Raw genomic sequence first — 19,362 nt, 5'->3', positions numbered from 1 at the left:
CTATGCATGAATTACCTTTGGTATTTTTTACCGTATTGGCCCAAGCAGCCGCAGGTGCTTATTTGATATTGCTATTGAGTCAGCCTTTCAATGGCATGAATGAGCGAAAGCTGTCCATTGGCATCTTGGTTTCAATGGTGCTGTTGTCTGTCGGGATGTTGGTTGGTATGTTCCACCTTGGTATGCCAGTTCGAGCCTTGAACCTTCTTGCTGGGGTCGGGCGTTCACCAATGAGCAATGAAATTTTGCTCGGTGGGGCATTTGCAGGTCTTGGTATATTGGTCGGTTTGGCTGGCTTTTACGATAAAGGCACACCGGGGCAGCGAAAAGCGCTGCGATGGGCTACCGCTATTTTTGCTATTGCTTTTGTAGCGACTATTCCCAAGGTATATCAATTAAGCACTGTTGCTGCATGGGATACGTCGCATACCACCATTCAAATGCTGACATCAGCCTTTGTAACTGGTGGCGCATTAGCGGCAGTACTGGGTGCATTTCGTCACGGTGTCGCTGTGTCTATTGCCGCCGTTTTTGTCACGTTAGCCCTGCGGTTTGACTATATTACGTTTGTCACTGGCGTAGAACCGACACTTGCCGCTGAGCAAAGCAGCCTTTGGGTATTGCAAGCAATAGCGTTATTGATTGGTGGCGCTGTGGCACTGTTTGCACTATTGAAACAGAAATCGGCTCAGCCGATCCTACTGTCAGTGTGTGGTTTGGTGATGATCGGTGAATTGATCGGTCGAGTGAGTTTTTATAACTTGTGGTCGATAACTATGTAATGATTGGAGCGTTATAACGTTATAGCGTTAGGTTAAAAACAGGCCAAGGTGAAAACCTTGGCCTGTTTTTGTGATTGTAGATTAGCTGTGTATTATCGCGTAACTAACTTATCGGTTACAAAGGGACGGTTTCTTGCCAATAACCAGAGCGAGCCACCTACGATACCAACGGTCAGTTGAATGATACCAAGGTTTTCTATCAAAGACTCTGGACGGATGGACACCAAGACCATACCAAGTGAACCACAAAGCATGCCGCAGAATTGTATCAATGCCACTGCGGATCCAGTATCGTGATCTTGTTGGTTAAGCATCAAATTGGTGCCTGGCACTCGCATGGTGATCACCATTAACGTTGCTGGAGCGACAATACATGCAAATACGATAGGTGAAATATGACCGATGGTTATGGTTAACAGACCTACCGTGGCAAGTAGGAAGAAGCATAAAGTAATAATTTTCTGCACCGGTATTCGACGTGATAGCTTCATATATATTGAGGGGCCAAATGAAGCACACAACGCATTGAAAGCAAAGGCGTAACTAAATTGCTGCTCAGTAAGACCAAAGCCATTGATATAGATATAAGAGCCGGCAGCAAGAAATGCCATCATGGCAATGGGAGTGATGGAGAAAATAACGAGCAATGCGACGAACCTTGGGTTTTTCAACACCACTCCCAGTCTGCCCCAAGAGCGAAGTATTGAGCCGTCGTATTTTGTTTCGAGTGTTTCTTTGTAGCAGAATGCTAAAACAGAGGCGAAGACACCAAAAACGGCAAGTGTCACGAACATCATTCGCCAGGACGCAATTTTAAGCAAAAAGGCACCAAGAACAGGGGCGACCATAGGGGCGATGATCACCAACGACATAATTGTAGCCATGATTTTTTCACGCTGAAGCCCATCAAAGAGATCTTTGACGATAGCCGTCGCAACAACTGTGATCGCACTGCCGGAAAATGCTTGGAGTACCCGTGCACCAATCAGTTGCTCTATACTCCCCGTCATTGCGCAAAGAATACTGGCGATTATGTAACCGCTAATACCGATAAATAAAATAGGCTTACGGCCAAACTTTTCGCTTAACGGTCCCCAAAAAAGTAGACCAACAGCATAAGTGATGAAGTAGCTGCTGAGCGTTAAGTTGACCATCGACTGATCGGTATTGAACACATTGACCATTTGCGGCAGTGCCGGCAAGTATAAATCAATGGTGAGTGGCGGAAAGGCACTGATAATCACAAGGAAAAATAGTGTTCCATTTTTCCCCAGTATCGGTTGGGATTTTTTCAAGTTGATGCTCTCAATGTTTCACCGACAAAAGCATGTCAGTAAGATGGATTCGTACGTATTGAATTCGACAAAGCGAAATTTGGTTGATTATATCAACTATGTGCTGCTGTGTGTTGATGTCAATCAACCGAGGGAAGGATCATTATTTTGTGAATATACTTCTCATACTGGGGTGTACACTTTTTAACTCAGTGATTATTTAGCGTATAAAAAACGGAGCAAATGCTCCGTTTTTTGATGTTTAGCTGGTGACGATTAACGCTCCCAGTACGCTTCTTCTAGGCAGTCTTCACGCTCTGGCAGGCCACGAGATAGGCGAGGGGCGTGTTGGGTCAATACTTCATAGCTGACGCGGTTTGAGTATTGGCAGATCTGAGAGAAAGAAGAGTAACTTAAAAACTCACCGATATGCTTGCCTGAATTTGGTACGTTTGCCTTGTGGAAACGGTTGGCTGACATATCATGTAGCAGTGCAGACAATGCTGCATCACCGGCACCGTTGGTGTTTTTAATTTCCACAGGGCCGCCAAGATAAGGCGAAATGTGTGAATAAACACGGATTGGATTTGCACACGAGTCTTTCTTCATTGGGCGGCTGAATTCGTATTTGTTGAAATCAGCAATACGGCCAGGAAGAAGTGGCAATGTTGATTCGCGCTTAAGCTCTTCATCGGTATAACCGGCCATGTAAAGGCCGACAGGGCCTGCTGTACACAAAACAAGGTCTACCCACTCAAGTGCTTTATCAGCGGCAATGAGTGGATCTTTTTCGCCAGTTAGCGCTTCAGCTTCCTCTTCGTTCATCGCTACACAGGTAACGTGTTCTTTTAGGAAGTCAATCCACCAATCCTGCATGCCTTCAATAACGTATTTAGTACCTAGGGTCAGCACAACAGGTACATTGTTTTTCTTAGCGTGCTCGATAGCTTTAAGTGCCGACTCTTTCATCGGGTCGCCAGGTTTGCCACGAACCAAGTAAGAAGAGAGAACAAGCGCTGAAGCATTCTCAAATGCACTTTCTGGCACGAATTCTGGCTTAAGCTGGTTCATTTCCCCTTCGTTGATCGCAAAAGTGCGTTCACCGTCTTCGGTAATAAGGGTGTAGCAGCGACCAATAGGGCCTTCAACGGGTTGTAAGAAATCTAGGTCCATTCGGCTAGAGGTATTACAAAGATAGCGGTAAGCGTAAGATCCAATCTTTAGATCCTGGCTCATTACGCCAAGAAGAATAGATTTGTCATCAGCAAGAACAGAATAGTTATGAAGGGTATTACCAATGGTATCACCAGGGTATTCATGACTGATAAGATTGCGTTCTTTGAGCTCTTGGTAAAGTAATTCAGCTTTCTCTTCTTCAAGAACAAGTGAATGACCTTTACTTAGATTGTGACGAGCCAAGAAATCATCATCGATACGCGCTTCGATATCTACGATAGTTTGGCCAACACCAACAAGGTGAGTACGAGATAGCGGATTTTCTTGCTGGATTTGAGCTACTAATGGATCGCGGGCATTGACTGGAAAGTAATGCTTGGATTTACGCTGACCAGGGAATTTCATGTTTGAAGGCTATCGGTTAAAGGGGATTTTGTTTCATTGTATCATAAAAACGAGATTTACATCCCACTTCATGACGTTGAGGTGATATTTTGAGGTTGGTTGCTGTTTTTTTGTTCGGAGGGAAATAAAAAAACAGCCGCAATATGGGCTGTTTCTTTTAAAACTAAAGATAGTTGTACCTTAGTGTTCATATAGCCCCAAGTCGCTATAGCTACCAAGTTACTTGGATGCAGCGCATTTTAAGTGAAAGTAGGGGCTTTTAGGGCGACTCGTTGGTTATGAAAGCAGTTTTGGTTTGAACGCTTTCTCGCCAGCAACAGGTCGGTTTACTGAAATTGAACGACCTTTTTTCATCCCTTTTTCGTAATCATCGGTAAGGGCATTCATCGCTTCCTGCAGTTGTTTCTTGAAGGTTTCACGATCAATATTTTCAAACTCTTTATCGATGAAGTTAGACATGCGTTTATCATGGTCATCATCGGTATTGAGCTCGGGTAGTTTTTCCAACGCGCCTTCAAGCCAACCGGCTAAGAAAGAGTTTACACGACGAGTGACTTCGGCATTACTGGTGCCGGAGCCTTGGAAACTGTTTCTGAACTGGCCTGTTTGCTGGTTCATTTCACGATACACAATATCAAAAGCAAACGCGGCAAAGATCGCCCTTTCTGCAACCCCAATAAACTCAGCTTGTTTGAGCCCTTTGTGATTGGTTAGCACGCATTCAACACCAAAGCGACGGTTGATTCCGCGGATAATCTTCAATATCTGCTGGCTGATGTCGGCCGGGAGTAAGGTCTTAGTTTTGGTTTTACCCATCTTGATAAATTCGATGTCATCTTGTTCAAGGCCGTATTTCAGCATCAGGCGATGCGCCATCTTAATGGCTTGTGCGGCTTCATTGACGTTTGCAGAGTTACCCAGCTCGAGGCATTTCGCTATTTTTTTGAGCGCCTTTCGCTTCTGTTCAGACATTCGATTACACCATGATAGAAAAGGGCACACATTTTAACGTTTTCCCTAAGCTAGCACAATTCTCTTTAGCGGATAGTTTATGCAGTTTTTAGCGAGAGGATATTCGGACTCCTCAGCAGTTAAGTACTTTGTTAATTTTATTGTGGGTAAATTATGCATCTGTGAAATCGAGATGAGTGGTCATATTTATCTGTCGCTTGACGACGTGCTGCCTTGTGTCTTGGTGGCATGGCAAGCATAATATTCTTAGTTTTTCATTTGGGTATTTTTGCTATGACAGCGACCTACCAATCCGTTGATGTACCTTTTGATTATCGCCATACCTGTTGGTTTTGTGGTGAACCATATTTTGAATCTTACGCCTTTTTACCATCACCTAACTATGACCACCAAAAACTGCCAATTCTTCTGCCGAGTTGCCAAGAGTGTTATGGCATCTGCAAAGGCATTAAAGCGAGTGATTTGGAGCTGCTGCGCGATAAGGTGAAAGAGCAACTTCACCGTAAGTACCAAAAACACTTGCAAATAGGGGTGAATTGGACAAAAGAAGAGTTAGAGCAATCAGAATTTGAAGGTAAGGCGCTTGAAGGGTTTCGTGAAAGTGCTTGGAGCATGTTTGAAATTGCCAAGGAGCGGGTTAACTACCTGGGCTGGCCGTTAACCATTGATGGGTTGCCTGTCGCGAGCTTGAGTACTAGCTTCCATGTTCAGTTTGATGGCATCAACTATACCGGCCTCAGCCATGCGGTAGAGCAACTGGCAAAGTCGTACAATATCCCGCAGCCGTATTTAGAAGAAGTGGTGGAAGTCGTAGGGCGTGACCGTTTGTCTTATGCCATCCGCTTTGCCAAAGCGACGTACGGGTATTCGACAGCAGAGCGTGCGGCGAGTATTGATAGCCTTAAAGCGTTACTAGCAGAAGAGGCGGTATTGACCTTACCTGAACGACAGAATGCAAAGGGCATTGATGTGAACATTGGTGATATTGCCGAGTTGATTCTACATCGTACTTTGATTCCGCCGCATGCGACACAATGGGTCTTCAAGCAAGGTATCAAGAGCTTGAATCAATTATCTGAGCAAGAAGATGCTTTTTTTGAGCACTTCGGTGCCGATTCTGAGTTAACGGCTTTTACCTATTTTACCGCGATGCAAATTTATCTAGAGCATAGAGAGCTTGAGCCAGAATGGGCTGAGCATCAAGATCCTAATCGGGCGTGGTTTGATAAGCTATAGACTGCTATAACTCAGTACGTTACTCAATTAAAGGCGCCAAACGGCGCCTTTAACCGGTTAGATTATCATCGTGACTGATTCTGGCGAGACCACACCATAGCTCGGCCATTTTCGTCAAAGGCCAAAACCTCATATGGGGCTTTTTGATCGTTATGCTCCATGCCAGGAGAGCCGAGAGGCATGCCCGGAACAGCAAGACCGACCATGCGCTTTTGCAGGCGCATAGAGAGCCATAGAACATACAAACACATCATGTCTAGTATTTAGTCAATTGAACAACCTCAAGTACAAGACTGGCTATCGTTTGAACAAAAAATGACAAGTCTATGATCACGCTTTTGTTTTTAATGAAACTGAGTTCAAGCCATATGTGACGTGGCTTTGAAAGCAAAAAAGCCTTACTTTTCTCTGACAAAACTGGTTTAAGGATCGGCTTAAATAAGTACAACGAAAAAATACTAATGCGCTAGCAACAGTGCGCAAGGAAACGATGATGCAATATACTGAACAAGACCGTCAGGTTCTTCATGACACTTGGATGAGCTACAAGGCAAAGATGCGAGTTACCCAAATTGAAATGGCTAAACGTCTTGGCGTCAGTCAATTGGTATTCTCTGATATCCTTCGTGGCAGTGTTCCTCTTGAGCACCGTTTTGTTAACCAGTTTTGTAATTATATTGGTGTAGATCCTTTGCTCACATTACCGTCACTGCGCAGCCAAATGGGTGGGGTACTGCCAAATTCGGTGACGCTGACCAATACATTTATCGTTGATGGTGAAATTAAAAATGTACGCTACGACGGTAATCAGCTGGTTGTTGAATACATTCATAGTGTTGAAGTGCATTAATACATTTTATCGGCCTAAGTAACTTACAGTTACTGGGTGTAAAGCCTTTATAATGCAAGCTTTTTTGACACCCCTGAGGTCAGTTTTCTTTATGAAGGCTGACCTCAGGGGTGTTCTTGTTTATAGGTATCAACAGTTAGGGAGCGGCTGTTTTGATGCTGTCATATCAATATGGGTTAAGCCAAGGACAGGGAAAACATCAACAACAGCGGTAGGGCAAAGAGACTGAAGAAATTGCCAAATAACACCATAGAAGCGACATTTGCGGGCTCGACGACAAACCGCTCTGCGTACAAATAGTTCATGACCGCTGGCGGTAACATGGTAAACAGTACCATCATCTGGAGCTGTAACGTGGGCAAAGGAACAAAGAAGTAAATAAGACTGAAAGCGACTGCGCCAGTGGTTAATGAATGGAAAGTACACACCATACCTACCTTCACCCCATCTAAACGTAAATTGCACATTTGAGAGCCAAGCGATAGAAGCATGACGGGGACAGCTGCTTGTCCCAGTAGTGCTGTCGCATCATATAAAGGTTTCCATATACCCAAGCCGCTTATGTTCAACACAAGCGCCGCACATGTCGCAATGAAAATCGGCATCCGGACCATTTGCTTGATTGGATTACCATTACTGAGCAATGCTAGGCCGAGGCTGCTGTGCACACAGGCTGACACCACGAACAGCAAGACGGCTGGTGCTAATGCCGAATCACCAAATGCATAGGTAAAGAGGGGAATCGCAAGATTGCCACTGTTACGGAACATTTGTGGTGGTGCCCAAGCTTTAAAGTTAAGTTTGCTCAAGCGGCAGACAGGAAGCATCATTATGCCCGGTACCAAAATGGCAATTAACGAGGCGTAAAGTAGGGGGAGTTGATCGGTATCGAGCGGCATGGCAACCAGCGAAGAAAAGACCAATGCTGGGGTAAATACATCCATATTAATGCGGTTGATGGGGCGAAAGTCAGGCTTTAGCCAGCGACCTACTGCGTAGCCTATTAATACCAGTGTGAAAACGGGAAATAGGATCCCTACTATTTGCTCAAGCACATTATCCCTTATGCGACGTTTTGTATGACTTTTGGATAAACCAAGGTTCAACTTATCGTATTTTATGAGATGTGGGTAGTGATTCGTATTAAATGGATGTGAATCGGAGGGGAGAGATTTTAGTTGAATGAAATTGATTACTGGCAAAGAGACCTTAACCAGTAATCAATCTGGACAACTTACTATTTAGAAGTGCTACTTAGTTTCTTGAAATGTTTGCTGCTGAGTTTGTTCAGCCATCTTTGCAGGCAATACCCTCCATTCAGGGATACAAAGGTATAAGCAAGCCGCGCCAAAAATTGAGGCGAGTAGATCTGTAGGCCAGTGCATGCCAAGCCAAATGCGGCTGATCCCAACGCTAACAGCCCATGTAATGATGATACCGACCGGAATAAACTGACGGCGCCTTAGGAAAAAACCACCCCAAAAAGCAACACACACAGCTGCAAAAATGGTGTGGCCAGAAGGTAGCGAGTAGTTTGTTTCACCTTGCCAGTGAGTGATGCGCCAATGGCTGACACTCTCGCTTGCCTGTTTAACCGCTTCATCCTTTTCTATATGACTAAGCGTATAAAAAGCGTCTGGAGTTTCTACGATGTCCAAGGCTTGCAGTTGATGAGTATAAGGGCGAGGGACTTCAGTAATGTGCTTCATTACGGTTTTGGCGATAAAGCTTAAGGCAAGCAGAAGGGCAAATTGAGTGCCTAGTTTGATCAATGTCTTACGCGGTAGCTTCATGATAACGGGTATCATCATAAATAAGCCTACCGTCACCAAGAAACCTGGATTTCCAGCTGAATGGGTTAATAAAGAAAAAAGCATGCCGCTAAAGTCAGAAACTGGACCATTCAAGTCGGCTTGAGAATAAAAGACCAGCACCGCTGACAATAGGGTGGTCATTAACAATAATGCGATGAGGCCAGGGAGTTTGCGCTCAATGAATGGACGGAGGAACATAATCAATACACTTCATAAAAATTGAGACGGGATTCTAGCAAAGTATACGCTTTAAAAAGTAAAATAAGTGTCATAAATCGTTAGTTTACGTTTAGTAGGGATTGAAATGAAGATTGCCCTGATAGGATTAGGCGATATCGCGATAAAGGCGCATTTACCGGTATTGAGCCAACTGCCGAATGTGGAGTGGGTGTTCTGTACCCGCAATCCGCAGCGGTTGCAACAACTCGCTAAGCAATACCATGTGACTGAAACTTATACTGACTACCGAGAATTAGCCAAGGCAGGTATCGATGCGGTGATGATCCATAGCGCGACATCTTCGCATCCTATGCTGGCAGCGTTTTTCTTGAACCTTGGCTTACCGGTCTTTGTTGATAAGCCTCTCGCCGATAACTATGAGCAGTGCGAACGCCTTTATGATCTTGCTGAAAGTAAGCAAGCCCCCTTATTTATGGGGTTCAATCGTCGGTATATCCCTCTATATAAGCAGCATCTTTCGGGAGTATCTATTGATACTAAACGAGAGGAACATGTTCCTGCAGAGCAACTTTCCTCAGGACCATTGTTGTCATTACGCTGGGAAAAACACCGTCATGGCTTACCGGGCGAAGGGAGAACCTTTATTTTTGATGATTTCATCCATCCATTAGATAGCATCAATGTGAATGCGAACATCGATCTGGAAGACCTCTATATTACTTGCCAGTCGGCCTCGGTAGGCTCGCAGTTACAACTTGGCCGTCTTGATGTGCAATGGCAACAGAATGGCGCGTTGTTCCACGCGTCAATGAACCGCCAGCACGGTGCGACCATGGAAACGGTTTCTGCCAATTATAAGAATGTCAGTTATCGGTTTGATTCTTTTACCGAGGGGAGCCGCTGGCAGAATAATATAGAAAAGCGTTTAAAGCTTGCAGACTGGACACCAATGCTAGCTGCAAAGGGCTTTCATGCGATGGCAGAGCATTGGCTTGACGTTGTTATTTCGGGTAAACAGGAACTTGCTTTAACTCAGCGAAATCTCCATAGCCATTTGCTAGCGGAGTACTTGGTGAGTCAAGTGAAATGAGGTGAATATCACGAGCAATTCATGACGTTGTGTTTGGTGTGATTTTGAACTGCATCACAAAAAATATTTCGTGTTCAAAACAATTGGTGCATAGAAAGTAACGAATGCGATAACTCCCTATTATGGCTAGCTATTTTTAAAAAATGACAGTTTTATTAGCTAGGTGCTTGAGTTGTAATTATAAATCTTTCAGAAATATTTCACTGGTGTGCTGGGGGATGAGCTGCTAGAGTGCTGTCCCTCACACACACCGTGAGATAATTATGCTAAGCAATACCCTAAAAGGTAGCGACAAAACAGTTTCAGTTCTAAGTATTGGTTTCCTAGGATTGTTTCTCCTCTTTTCTCTCTATGATTTGACTTTAGTCAGCCAGATCATCGATTCCGCGTTTTCCTATTCTACTGCTGCTTTTGGCCAGTTTTGGCAATGGCTGATGGTGATTAATTTCGTTATTGCCCTAGTGATAGCGGTTAGTCCATATGGCAAACAACGCCTAGGTGCTGTGAACAGCAAGCCAACAATTGGTACATTCCGTTGGTTGGCGATGATCATGTGTACGCTGCTCGCAGGTGGTGGTGTGTTCTGGTCAGCTGCAGAGCCTATCTATCACTTTATGACGACACCACCGAGCTTTGATGGTGTTCAAGCAGAGTCTGCTGCTGCGGTCGTTCCTGCTCTTAGCCAAAGCTTTATGCATTGGGGCTTTTTGGCCTGGGCATGTCTTGGCACACTAGCGACGATTGTGTTGATGTATGCGCACCACCAAGGTGGGGTAAAACTACGTCCACGCGCTTTGCTTTATCCTATTGTTGGTGACAAGCTAGAAAACCACTGGTTGGGTTCTGTTATTGATGCATGCTCAATTATTGCTGTTGCAGCAGGTACAATCGGTCCAATTGGTTTCTTGGCTTCTCAACTAGGTTACAGCCTAGAAGTCGTTGCAAATATCGAAAACAACTCTTCTAGCCAGATGGTTATTTTGGCTGTGGTTGTTGCGATCTACTCGCTTTCTGCTTTCACAGGTATGGATAAAGGTCTTCAGTGGCTAAGCCGTTTCAACATCGTGGGTGCCTTTGCCCTCCTGATGGTGATGTTAGTGTTTGGCCCAACCCAGTTTATCTTTGAGCACTTTGGTCTGGCTTTCGCGTCTTATATTCAGCATCTGCCCGAAATGAGTGTGAATGCGGATAGCCCTGCTTGGAGCCAGTGGTGGACGTGGTTCTTCTGGGGTTGGTTTATCGGTTTTGCACCTATGATGGCGATTTTCATCGCACGCATCTCTGAAGGTCGTAGCATCCGTGAGCTGATTTTGACCATTGCGGTGGCTGCACCGATTGTGACTAACTTCTGGTTTACCGTTCTAGGCGGCACAGGAATCTTCTTTGAACTTCAGGTTCCAGGAACCATTTCAGGCCCGCTTGCTGACTCTGGCCTACCAGCGGTATTACTTGCATCGTTGGCACAATTGCCGTTCAACGAACTAATGATCCCTGCGTTCTTAGTGTTGACGACGACATTCGTTGTTACAACGGGTGACTCAATGGCTTACTCAATTGCGCTTGTTGTGTCTGGCGATAGCCAGCCGTCAAAATCACAGCGTCTGTTCTGGGCGTTGGCGATGGGTGTTATTGCGGGCGTGCTGTTGCTTGCGGGTGACGGTGGCTTGAATGCGTTGCAGTCGTTCATTGTGATCACGGCGGTTCCTGTGTCGATGCTGTTGGCTGTGACATTGGTCACTGGTCCTTTGGCTGTTCTGCGAATGCAGGGCAAGAAGGCTGAAGCAGAAGCTCAAGCTCAGCAAGGCTGGGAACAAGCAGAAGTTGCTAGTCAGTCGTAAAGACAATACTTAAGAAACATTGAAGCGCAAGCCAACGTGTGTGGCTTGCGCTTTTTTTATGATTAAAAGCAGGCTGCCAGCTAAATTAAAAGAAAAAGAGAACGCTGAAAACCATGCATCTAGCTGTAATACCAATCTGGATAAGTCGTTGATCAAGTATTTGCACTGGAAAAATCGTTGCTATCAAGACAGATCAAATATTTATGTAGGTTGGTATAAAACCACTTGGGTTGGTGTTGGGGTGCTCGCCGAGTTGTTGTACGGTATATGAAAAAAATAAGAAGTAGGCGGGGAAGCTATTTAAATCAACACCCCCTGAGGGGGAGGATTTATATTATTTGATAGTGATGATTTGTGTTCTGTTTTGCTCAGAGCTGAAAATTGAGCGCTAAGGAATTGCTGGCTTATTTACGCTTCTGCTTTGTTTGGGCTTTAACGCGCTTAGAAACGATATAGTGCATTGCCATAAGAGAATCATAAGTCATGGGGTAACTCCTTTGTAATTAATTTACAGTTTGTGGCTGTATTGCTACCACAAGGAGAATTTTAGTGTGACTTAGGTCACTATTCAAGCGTTTATTATCATGCGTGATCGGGTGTCATGTAATTTAATTACATAAGTCAAGAGAGGTACGATCAGCGTTATATATGATTGTTGTGAAGCGTCAAAGTTTATGTAATTAGAACAATTCACTACCACTTTTTCATTGGCTTTCGTATAAGGCTCCTGTTGAAGGCAATGAGTCAGGTATTGGTACATCAGTTTCTACCCACCCACCTCCGAGCACTTTGTATAGTGTCACCAGATTTAGCTCTTCTGAGAGCTTAGTGTTTATCAACTCTTGTTGGGCGGTGTAGTACTCTCGCTGTGAATCTAGCACCGTAAAGTAGTCATCAACCCCTTCATCAAAACGTAGGTTCGATAACCTGAAGCTCTCTCCGGTGGCATCAACCAGCATCTGCTGTGCTGATACCTGATCATTTATCGTGGCTTGGTTCGCCAAGGCATCTGATACTTCGCGGAACGCGGTTTGTATGGCGAGTTCATACTGATTTAAGGCAATTTGTTGATCAGCAATAGACACATCTAACTGACTATCCAGCTCACCCCAATTGAAGATGGGTAAAACAAGGTTAGGCGTGAATACCCAACTTCGACTATCTCCGGAAAACAGATCGTCGGCCGAAGCGCTGAGTAGACCACCTGTTGCCGTGAGAGAAATAGTCGGGAAGTAGGCCGCGCGCGCTGCACCTATGTTTGCGTTAGCAGAACGTAGTTGGTGTTCGGCAGATAAGATATCGGGTCGACGTAGAAGTACATCTGACGGTACACCGACATGGACTGGGGCAAATCCGATATTATCCGTTAACTGGGGAAGAAGGTGAATGGGGACAGCTTTACCTACCAAGGTATTCAGTGCATTGATGTCTACATCCACTTGGCTAGTGAAAACAGCCACATCTTTGAGCGCGGTAGCAACAGTTGTTTTTGCCTGGGCAACGTCCAACCCTGTTGCAACACCACTGTTGAAGCTTTTTTCAGTCAGGGCCAGAGAGTCTCGTTGCACCCTAAGGGTATCTTCCGCTAAACGTAGTAAGCGTTGATCGGCAATCAGGGTGAGATATGATTCAATCACGCTGCTGATCAAACTGAGCTGGGTGTTTTTACGTGCTTCGATCGTGGATAGGTATTGCTCCAGCGCTTGTTGTTCTAAGCTCTGAATTCTGCCCCAGAAATCAATTTCATAACTACTGACGCCAAGATCTACGCTGTACTGGCGGCTAATCGTCGAGTTACCATTATTCACGTTTTCAGACAAGCGCTGGTTGGCACCGGTTACGCCTAGATCAATATTGGGTAAGCGGTTTGCTCGCTGGATACCGTATTGAGCTTCTGCGCGCTGGATATTTAAAACAGCAATACGCACATCACGATTGTTGCGAAGGGCAAGTTCTATAACGTTAGTAAGCTTATTGCTCTGAATAAATGCCCGCCAGTCTTCATAGGGAGAAACTCGGTTGACCGATGTTGCTGGTCCAGGTGCTAGAGTATCCGAAGCGTTTGGAACTGAGGTGCCTGGGACATTACTCCCAGTATAGATAGAGAAGTTATTGGCACTCTCATCCACAGGCCAGCCCGATTCGACGGGCGCAACGGGTTGCTGGTAACTCGGGATGAAATTGGTGCAGCCGGCTAGGCTGGTAGTCAGGTATATGCAGAATGCCAGCGACGTGGTTCTAGTCATTCGTGGTCTCCTCTGCAGGGGCTGATGGTTTGTCTGATCCGTAGAATACCCGTGTCACGGCAACAAAAAACAACGGCACAAAGAAGATTCCGAGGAAGGTTGCGGTAATAACCCCACCAAGAACCCCTGTACCTACCGCATTCTGTGCACCTGAACCTGCTCCGCTAGATATCGCCAAGGGGACAACCCCCATACCAAAAGCGAGAGAGGTCATTAAAATTGGGCGCAGACGGATTTTGGCGGCATGAATGGCTGCTTTGAACATGTCCTCACCTGAGTCATGATACGATTTGGCAAATTCCACAATCATGATGGCGTTCTTTGAACCAAGGCCAATGGTTGTCAGTAAGCCAACCTGAAAATAGACATCATTCTCGAGCCCAAACAGCAAGGTCGCTGATACCGCACCCAATACACCAAGGGGGATAATGAGGATAACGGAGAAGGGGACTGCCCAGCTTTCATAAAGTGCAGCAAGGCAGAGGAAAACGATGAGGATGGACAGGGCATAGAGCAGTGGTGCCTGACCACTCGAGATCCTTTCTTGATAAGACATGCCTGTCCATTCCAGTCCGACCCCTTTGGGTAATTGGTTCACGATCTGCTCCATTTCCAACATGGCTTCACCGGTACTGATGCCGGGAGCGGGCTCTCCTAGAATTTCCATGGCCGATGTGCCGTTGTAACGCTCGAGTCGGGGGGAGCCGTAGGTCCATTCACCCTTACTGAACACCCGCATGGCCACCATTTCGCCAGACTGGTTCCTGACTTTCCATTCCATGATGTCTTCTGGGTTCATGCGAAAGGGCATGTCGGCTTGCACATAGACTTGTTTTATTCGGCCCCGATCAACGAAGTCATTGACGTAGTTACTCCCCAAAGCGGTACCGAGTGTGCTGTTGATGTCACTGATGGAGACTCCAAGTGCCCGCGCTTTGAGTTGGTCAATTTGGATATGATATTGCGGTGTGTCACTAAGCCCATTAGCCCTAACTTGAAATAGTTTAGGGTTTTGAGCTGCCACTCCCAATAATTGATTACGCGCATCAGTCATTTTTTCATGACCGAGGCCTGAGCGGTCTTGCAAAAACATGTCGAAGCCGGTGGCGTTACCGAGCTCCATAATAGCGGGAGGGGCAAAGGCAAAGATTAACGCCTGCGGTATTTCGGTAAAAGCCTTCATCGCACGACCAACAATAGCATTGACCTTGTCGCTTTCTGCTGTGCGCTCACTCCAGTCATTGAGTGAAATGAACATCATGCCGGTATTTGCACCGGAACCAGCGAAACTAAAGCCTGAAACAGAGAAGACAGATTTTACATTTTTCTTTTCTGTTTCGAGGAAATGATCCTCAACTTTATCGAGGATGTTCAAGGTTTGCTCTTGGGTTGAGCCACTGGGCAACTGCACCATACTCATCATGGTGCCTTGGTCTTCATCGGGAAGGAAACCACTTGGAAGGCGTAAAAACAGTAAAGCCATCACAACGCCTATCCCTAGGTAAATCAACAAAAAGCGAAAGCTGCGGTGAGTAATGAAAGTGACTGCTGAGGTATATTTCTCCGTCGCTTTGTTGAAGTTGCGGTTAAACCAGCCTGCAAACCCCGTTGTTTTATGCCCGTCGGAACTATTGAGTAGGCTGATGCATAAGGTCGGAGTTAGGATAATCGCAACCATTACCGAGAGTGCAACTGCGGTTACTATGGTAATGGAAAACTGACGATAAATTGCTCCAGTTGAACCAGCAAAGAAAGCCATGGGGATAAATACAGCACAGAGCACCATACCAATACCAACGAGAGCGCTGGTAATTTCAGTCATGGACTTTTCGGTTGCCTCCCTAGGCTCTAACCCTTCTTCCTCCATGATCCGTTCAACGTTCTCAACAACTACGATGGCATCATCCACCAGCAGGCCAATAGCCAAAACCAGCGCGAACATAGTGAGTGTGTTGATCGAATATCCGAGAGTGAGCAGTACGGCAAAGGTGCCGAGTACCACAACAGGTACAGCAATCGTTGGGATCAGCGTTGCTCTGAAACTTTGCAAGAACAACAGCATAACCAAGAAAACGAGGAAGATCGCTTCAAGTAGGGTTTTTACCACTTCTTCAATCGAGATTTCAATAAAGGGAGTGGTATCGTAAGGATAAACAATGGTGATCCCCTCAGGGAAAAACGGGACGAGCTCTGCGAGTTTTGCCCTGACGGCATCGGCAGTTTCTAAGGCATTTTTACCTGTTGCAAGCGCAATAGAAATACCGGTGGCTGGCTGCTTGTTGTAGTTGGAAACGGTTTGGTATGAGGCTGAGCCTAACTGAACTTTGGCAACATCTTCCATCAGAACCTGAGAGCCGTCAGGGTTGACCTTGAGCAAAATCTTTTTGAATTGCTCTACAGTTTGCAATCTGGACTGAGCCGTAATGGTGGCATTGAGTTGTTGGCCTTGGACCGCAGGTGCTGCGCCGAGTTGTCCGGCTGAAACTTGGGCATTTTGCTCTTGAATAGCGGCCACAATATCGGATGGCATTAAATCATAGTTTTCCAACTGGTACGGGTTGAGCCATATCCGCATTGCATATTCAGCCCCAAAAAGCTGGGTTTGACCAACGCCATCTACCCGGCTGAGGGGATCCAGCACATTACTGGAAACATAGTCTGAAATGTCTTCATTGGTTAAAGAAGGGTCATCGGAGACAAACCCGATTACCATCAAGATTGAGTTACTCGCTTTTTCTACTTTTACCCCTTGGTTCTGTACTTCAAGTGGCAGTAAGGGGGTGGCAACTGATAACTTGTTTTGTACCTGTACTTGCGCAATATCAGGGTCGGTACCCGCACCGAAAGTTAAGGTGGTCGTAATATTACCGAATGAATCGGAAGTCGATGACATGTACAACAGGTTATCGAGCCCGTTCATCTGTTGTTCTATCACCTGTGTCACCGAGTCTTCTGCAGTTTTTGCCGAGGCGCCAGGGTAAGTGGCCGAAATTTGTATCGCCGGTGGCGCGATGGTCGGATATTGAGCAATAGGCAGCAGGATAATCGAGATAATGCCTGCAAGCATCACCATAATTGCAAGCACCCACGCGAAAACAGGTCGTTGTATAAAAAAATGTGCCATGACCCCGTCCTATTTACTTCGAAGGATTGTTAGTCGTTGAGGTGCTTATTTCATGCGACTTACTAACAGGTGCCCCTGAGCGGACAAACTGCAAACCATCGACAATGACTTTCTCGCCAACGTTTAACCCCTGAGTGATCAACCAGTGATTATTTATAAGCCGTTCAGTTTTGACGGTTCGGACTTCAACGTTATTGTCTTGGCCAATAACGCTCACCTGTGCCTCACCTTTTGGTGTCCGGGTTAAGGCTTTGGCTGGGATCAAAATAGCGCTATCGACAATCCCTCGAGGCAGTGATGCCCTAACGAACATGCCGGGAAGAAGAATTTGCTGTGGATTGGGGAAGGAAACTCTAAGAACAAACGAGCCCGTTGTTTCATCAATGTTGATATCAGAAAACAGGATAGTGCCTAATTTGTCGTATGTCGTGCCGTCTTCAAGGGAAAGTTGAATATCGCCAAGCTCTGCTTTTGTCTGCTTGAAAGCCCCTTGTACTAACTCTCGTCGATACAGTAAAAGCTCAGTGCTTGACGCTGTCAGGTCGACGTGCATCGGGTTGTACGTTTGCACCGTAACCAGAGGTGCAGATTGGTTCGCGGTGACCAAAGCACCTGCTGTGACGGATGAGCGGCCAGCACGACCATCTATCGGGGCGTTGACTTTGGTGTAGTTAAGGTTAATTTTGGCGTTTTCAACACCGGCCTTCGCACTGGCGACATTCGATTGTGCTTCTTGGTATGTCGCAACAGCATCGTCATAATCCTGCCTTGAAACGGCTTTTTCTCTGACTAGGCGGCGGTAGCGGTCTGCACGGTTTCTTGCTGTAGCTAGATTCGCCGAAGCTTTATTTAGTTCAGATTGTGCTTGGTCCAAGGAAAGCTGGAATGGCGCCGGATCTATTTGGTATAGAGGTTGTCCCTTCTGTACCATTGTACCTTCCTCAAACAGCTGCTTGAGGATAATGCCACCCACCTGCGGGCGTACTTCAGCTTCGTAAGAAGCGACTGTTCTTCCCGGCATTTCATCACGTAGTTCGACCGACTTAGACACTACTGTGACATAGCCGATATCGTATTGTGGCCCTTGAGGTGGTGCAGCTTCCTTATCTTCACAGCCTTGTATAAACACCAAGCTTAATAGGGCCAAAGACAAAGAGAACGGTTGTAACAGTTGCTGCTTAACACTGATCATTACGCCAACCTACCTTATACCAACCTACATAAATATTTGATCAGTCTTGCTGGTTAAAATCGCTGTTCTCTGCGTTAGATATTTTGTAATTAGAGCCACTAGTTACGGCAATCTCTGCCTTGATAACAACGGTTTTTCCAGTGCAAATACTTGATCAACGACTTAGCCAGATTGGTATTAGAACTACAAACGAAAAGCGTGATTAAGCCATGCACTAATCATTAAGAATAATGAATAGCTTATTCAGGTTTAGGCTGGGGCATTGTCTTATCTTTGCATAAAGCCCAGCTATTGATAGCTGGGCTGATTGTGCGCGGATTGTTTGTTACGGCACTCATAGTTATGGGGGTTACTTGTCGGCAACCGGTACCATGATGTGCACGTAAGGTGTGTCTTTCCACATGACGTAAGGCCCGCCGGTGGTCGGATCATCGGTAATCCCTTCAAGCATGGCTTTTGGCACAATGATCATGAGGTGCGGCCCTGTCTCTACGTAATCATCAGCGGACTTAGGATCGGAGTGATAAGGATCGGAGTTACTGACTCCGGCGCCACGGTCACCTTGCAACATGTAGGAAATCCCAATTTTTGTTGCTGTGAAATCTTTCTTGTTGACCATCGCCGTGAGCATTTCCATCCAAACCGCATCGTTGCACATAGGCATACCATCATCAGGGAACGTATCAGGCATACATGTCCAACCGTTTGAGCCTTCAACCACAACCTTGCCATCAACAACAATTGTTGCATCGCCACTGATAGAGGCAGGGGCGGCAGACTTGGCTCGACCTATTTTTTCGGTCATCAAGTCTTCTGCCATCTTACTGTCTTCTGCAATTGCAGGAATCGCAATCAGGCTGGTTGAAAGTACTGCAGATATACAAAGAGCTGATTTTAAAAAATTGACCATGATTATTTCTCCACCTAGTTTGAAATTATCATCATGGATTGATTTGTCATTGGGTAATGACAACATAAAGTATAGGGGCTATACAGGTATTGAATGGAAATTCGCGCTGGTAGAGAAGTGGGGGGAGTAATACCAATTTGGATAAGTCGTTGATCAAATATTTATGTCGGTTGGTATAAACAAAAAGCCGTCATAAGGACTAATGCCGATCGTTTAAGCTAACTTGAACGATCCTGCAGTTAGGCGATAATCCCAACTAGTTGATTTCTAGTT

15 protein-coding genes are annotated in these 19,362 nt (G+C 45.7%); 5 read left to right on the top strand and 10 right to left on the bottom strand.

Going from position 1 to position 19,362, the window contains the following annotated elements; translation table 11 throughout:
- The first annotated feature begins 2 nt into the window (after positions 1-2).
- The gene (locus NHN17_RS12990; protein ID WP_255042987.1) at positions 3-782 is read left to right on the top strand and encodes a dimethyl sulfoxide reductase anchor subunit family protein; all 780 of its coding nucleotides are present in this window, start codon (positions 3-5) and stop codon (positions 780-782) included.
- Positions 783-874: 92 nt separating this feature from the next.
- On the opposite strand, the gene NHN17_RS12985 is transcribed toward NHN17_RS12990, so the two are convergent.
- The 3 genes from NHN17_RS12985 to NHN17_RS12975 all read right to left on the bottom strand — a co-directional run bounded on the left by NHN17_RS12985 (position 875) and on the right by NHN17_RS12975 (position 4,609).
- Entirely contained in the window at positions 875-2,077 is a 1,203-nt protein-coding gene (locus NHN17_RS12985; protein ID WP_255042986.1) for a multidrug effflux MFS transporter, read from the bottom strand.
- A 255-nt stretch (positions 2,078-2,332) separates the two neighbouring features.
- Positions 2,333-3,637: an inosine/guanosine kinase gene (locus NHN17_RS12980; RefSeq protein ID WP_255042985.1), complete on the bottom strand. Its 1,305-nt coding sequence runs from the start codon at positions 3,635-3,637 to the stop codon at positions 2,333-2,335.
- A 276-nt stretch (positions 3,638-3,913) separates the two neighbouring features.
- Positions 3,914-4,609 carry a DUF2786 domain-containing protein gene (locus NHN17_RS12975; protein ID WP_255042984.1) on the bottom strand — a complete coding sequence of 232 codons (696 nt, stop codon included), beginning with the start codon at positions 4,607-4,609 and terminating at the stop codon, positions 3,914-3,916.
- Between the two features lie 273 nt (positions 4,610-4,882).
- On the opposite strand from NHN17_RS12975, the gene NHN17_RS12970 reads away from it, so the two are divergent.
- Positions 4,883-5,845: a hypothetical protein gene (locus NHN17_RS12970; protein ID WP_255042983.1), complete on the top strand. Its 963-nt coding sequence runs from the start codon at positions 4,883-4,885 to the stop codon at positions 5,843-5,845.
- Between the two features lie 65 nt (positions 5,846-5,910).
- Here the strand turns inward: NHN17_RS12970 and NHN17_RS12965 are convergent, their stop codons facing one another.
- Positions 5,911-6,069, bottom strand: a complete 159-nt coding sequence (locus NHN17_RS12965; RefSeq protein ID WP_255042982.1) for a DUF411 domain-containing protein — start codon at positions 6,067-6,069, stop codon at positions 5,911-5,913.
- A 269-nt stretch (positions 6,070-6,338) separates the two neighbouring features.
- Here NHN17_RS12965 and NHN17_RS12960 point away from each other — a divergent pair, with 269 nt between their 5' ends.
- A complete protein-coding gene (locus NHN17_RS12960) occupies positions 6,339-6,695 on the top strand; it encodes a helix-turn-helix domain-containing protein (protein ID WP_255043022.1) in 357 nt (118 codons plus the stop codon).
- Positions 6,696-6,871: 176 nt separating this feature from the next.
- Here the strand turns inward: NHN17_RS12960 and NHN17_RS12955 are convergent, their stop codons facing one another.
- Both NHN17_RS12955 and NHN17_RS12950 read right to left on the bottom strand, forming a co-directional pair.
- Positions 6,872-7,750: an AEC family transporter gene (locus tag NHN17_RS12955; RefSeq protein ID WP_255042981.1), complete on the bottom strand. Its 879-nt coding sequence runs from the start codon at positions 7,748-7,750 to the stop codon at positions 6,872-6,874.
- A gap of 195 nt (positions 7,751-7,945) precedes the next feature.
- On the bottom strand, positions 7,946-8,707 hold the full coding sequence (locus NHN17_RS12950; RefSeq protein ID WP_255042980.1) for a phosphatase PAP2 family protein: 762 nt from the start codon (positions 8,705-8,707) through the stop codon (positions 7,946-7,948).
- A gap of 106 nt (positions 8,708-8,813) precedes the next feature.
- Here NHN17_RS12950 and NHN17_RS12945 point away from each other — a divergent pair, with 106 nt between their 5' ends.
- Both NHN17_RS12945 and NHN17_RS12940 read left to right on the top strand, forming a co-directional pair.
- The gene (locus NHN17_RS12945) at positions 8,814-9,779 is read left to right on the top strand and encodes a Gfo/Idh/MocA family protein (protein WP_255042979.1); all 966 of its coding nucleotides are present in this window, start codon (positions 8,814-8,816) and stop codon (positions 9,777-9,779) included.
- A 263-nt stretch (positions 9,780-10,042) separates the two neighbouring features.
- Positions 10,043-11,617 carry a BCCT family transporter gene (locus tag NHN17_RS12940; protein WP_255042978.1) on the top strand — a complete coding sequence of 525 codons (1,575 nt, stop codon included), beginning with the start codon at positions 10,043-10,045 and terminating at the stop codon, positions 11,615-11,617.
- A 704-nt stretch (positions 11,618-12,321) separates the two neighbouring features.
- On the opposite strand, the gene NHN17_RS12935 is transcribed toward NHN17_RS12940, so the two are convergent.
- The 4 genes from NHN17_RS12935 to NHN17_RS12920 form a co-directional block, all read right to left on the bottom strand.
- Positions 12,322-13,863, bottom strand: a complete 1,542-nt coding sequence (locus tag NHN17_RS12935) for an efflux transporter outer membrane subunit (RefSeq protein WP_255042977.1) — start codon at positions 13,861-13,863, stop codon at positions 12,322-12,324.
- On the bottom strand, positions 13,856-16,987 hold the full coding sequence (locus NHN17_RS12930) for an efflux RND transporter permease subunit (RefSeq protein WP_255042976.1): 3,132 nt from the start codon (positions 16,985-16,987) through the stop codon (positions 13,856-13,858). The genes NHN17_RS12935 and NHN17_RS12930 overlap by 8 nt, the downstream gene beginning before the upstream one ends.
- A 13-nt stretch (positions 16,988-17,000) precedes the next feature.
- Entirely contained in the window at positions 17,001-18,179 is a 1,179-nt protein-coding gene (locus NHN17_RS12925) for an efflux RND transporter periplasmic adaptor subunit (RefSeq protein ID WP_255042975.1), read from the bottom strand.
- Between the two features lie 349 nt (positions 18,180-18,528).
- Positions 18,529-19,089, bottom strand: coding sequence for a hypothetical protein (locus tag NHN17_RS12920; protein WP_255042974.1), 561 nt, complete (start codon positions 19,087-19,089; stop codon positions 18,529-18,531).
- Positions 19,090-19,362 lie beyond the last annotated feature (273 nt).

The sequence above is a fragment of the Photobacterium pectinilyticum genome (assembly GCF_024357955.1).
Taxonomy (GTDB): Bacteria; Pseudomonadota; Gammaproteobacteria; order Enterobacterales; family Vibrionaceae; genus Photobacterium; species Photobacterium pectinilyticum.
Note: the sequence above shows the minus strand (reverse complement) of the source record. Positions and strands in the feature narration are given on the sequence as shown.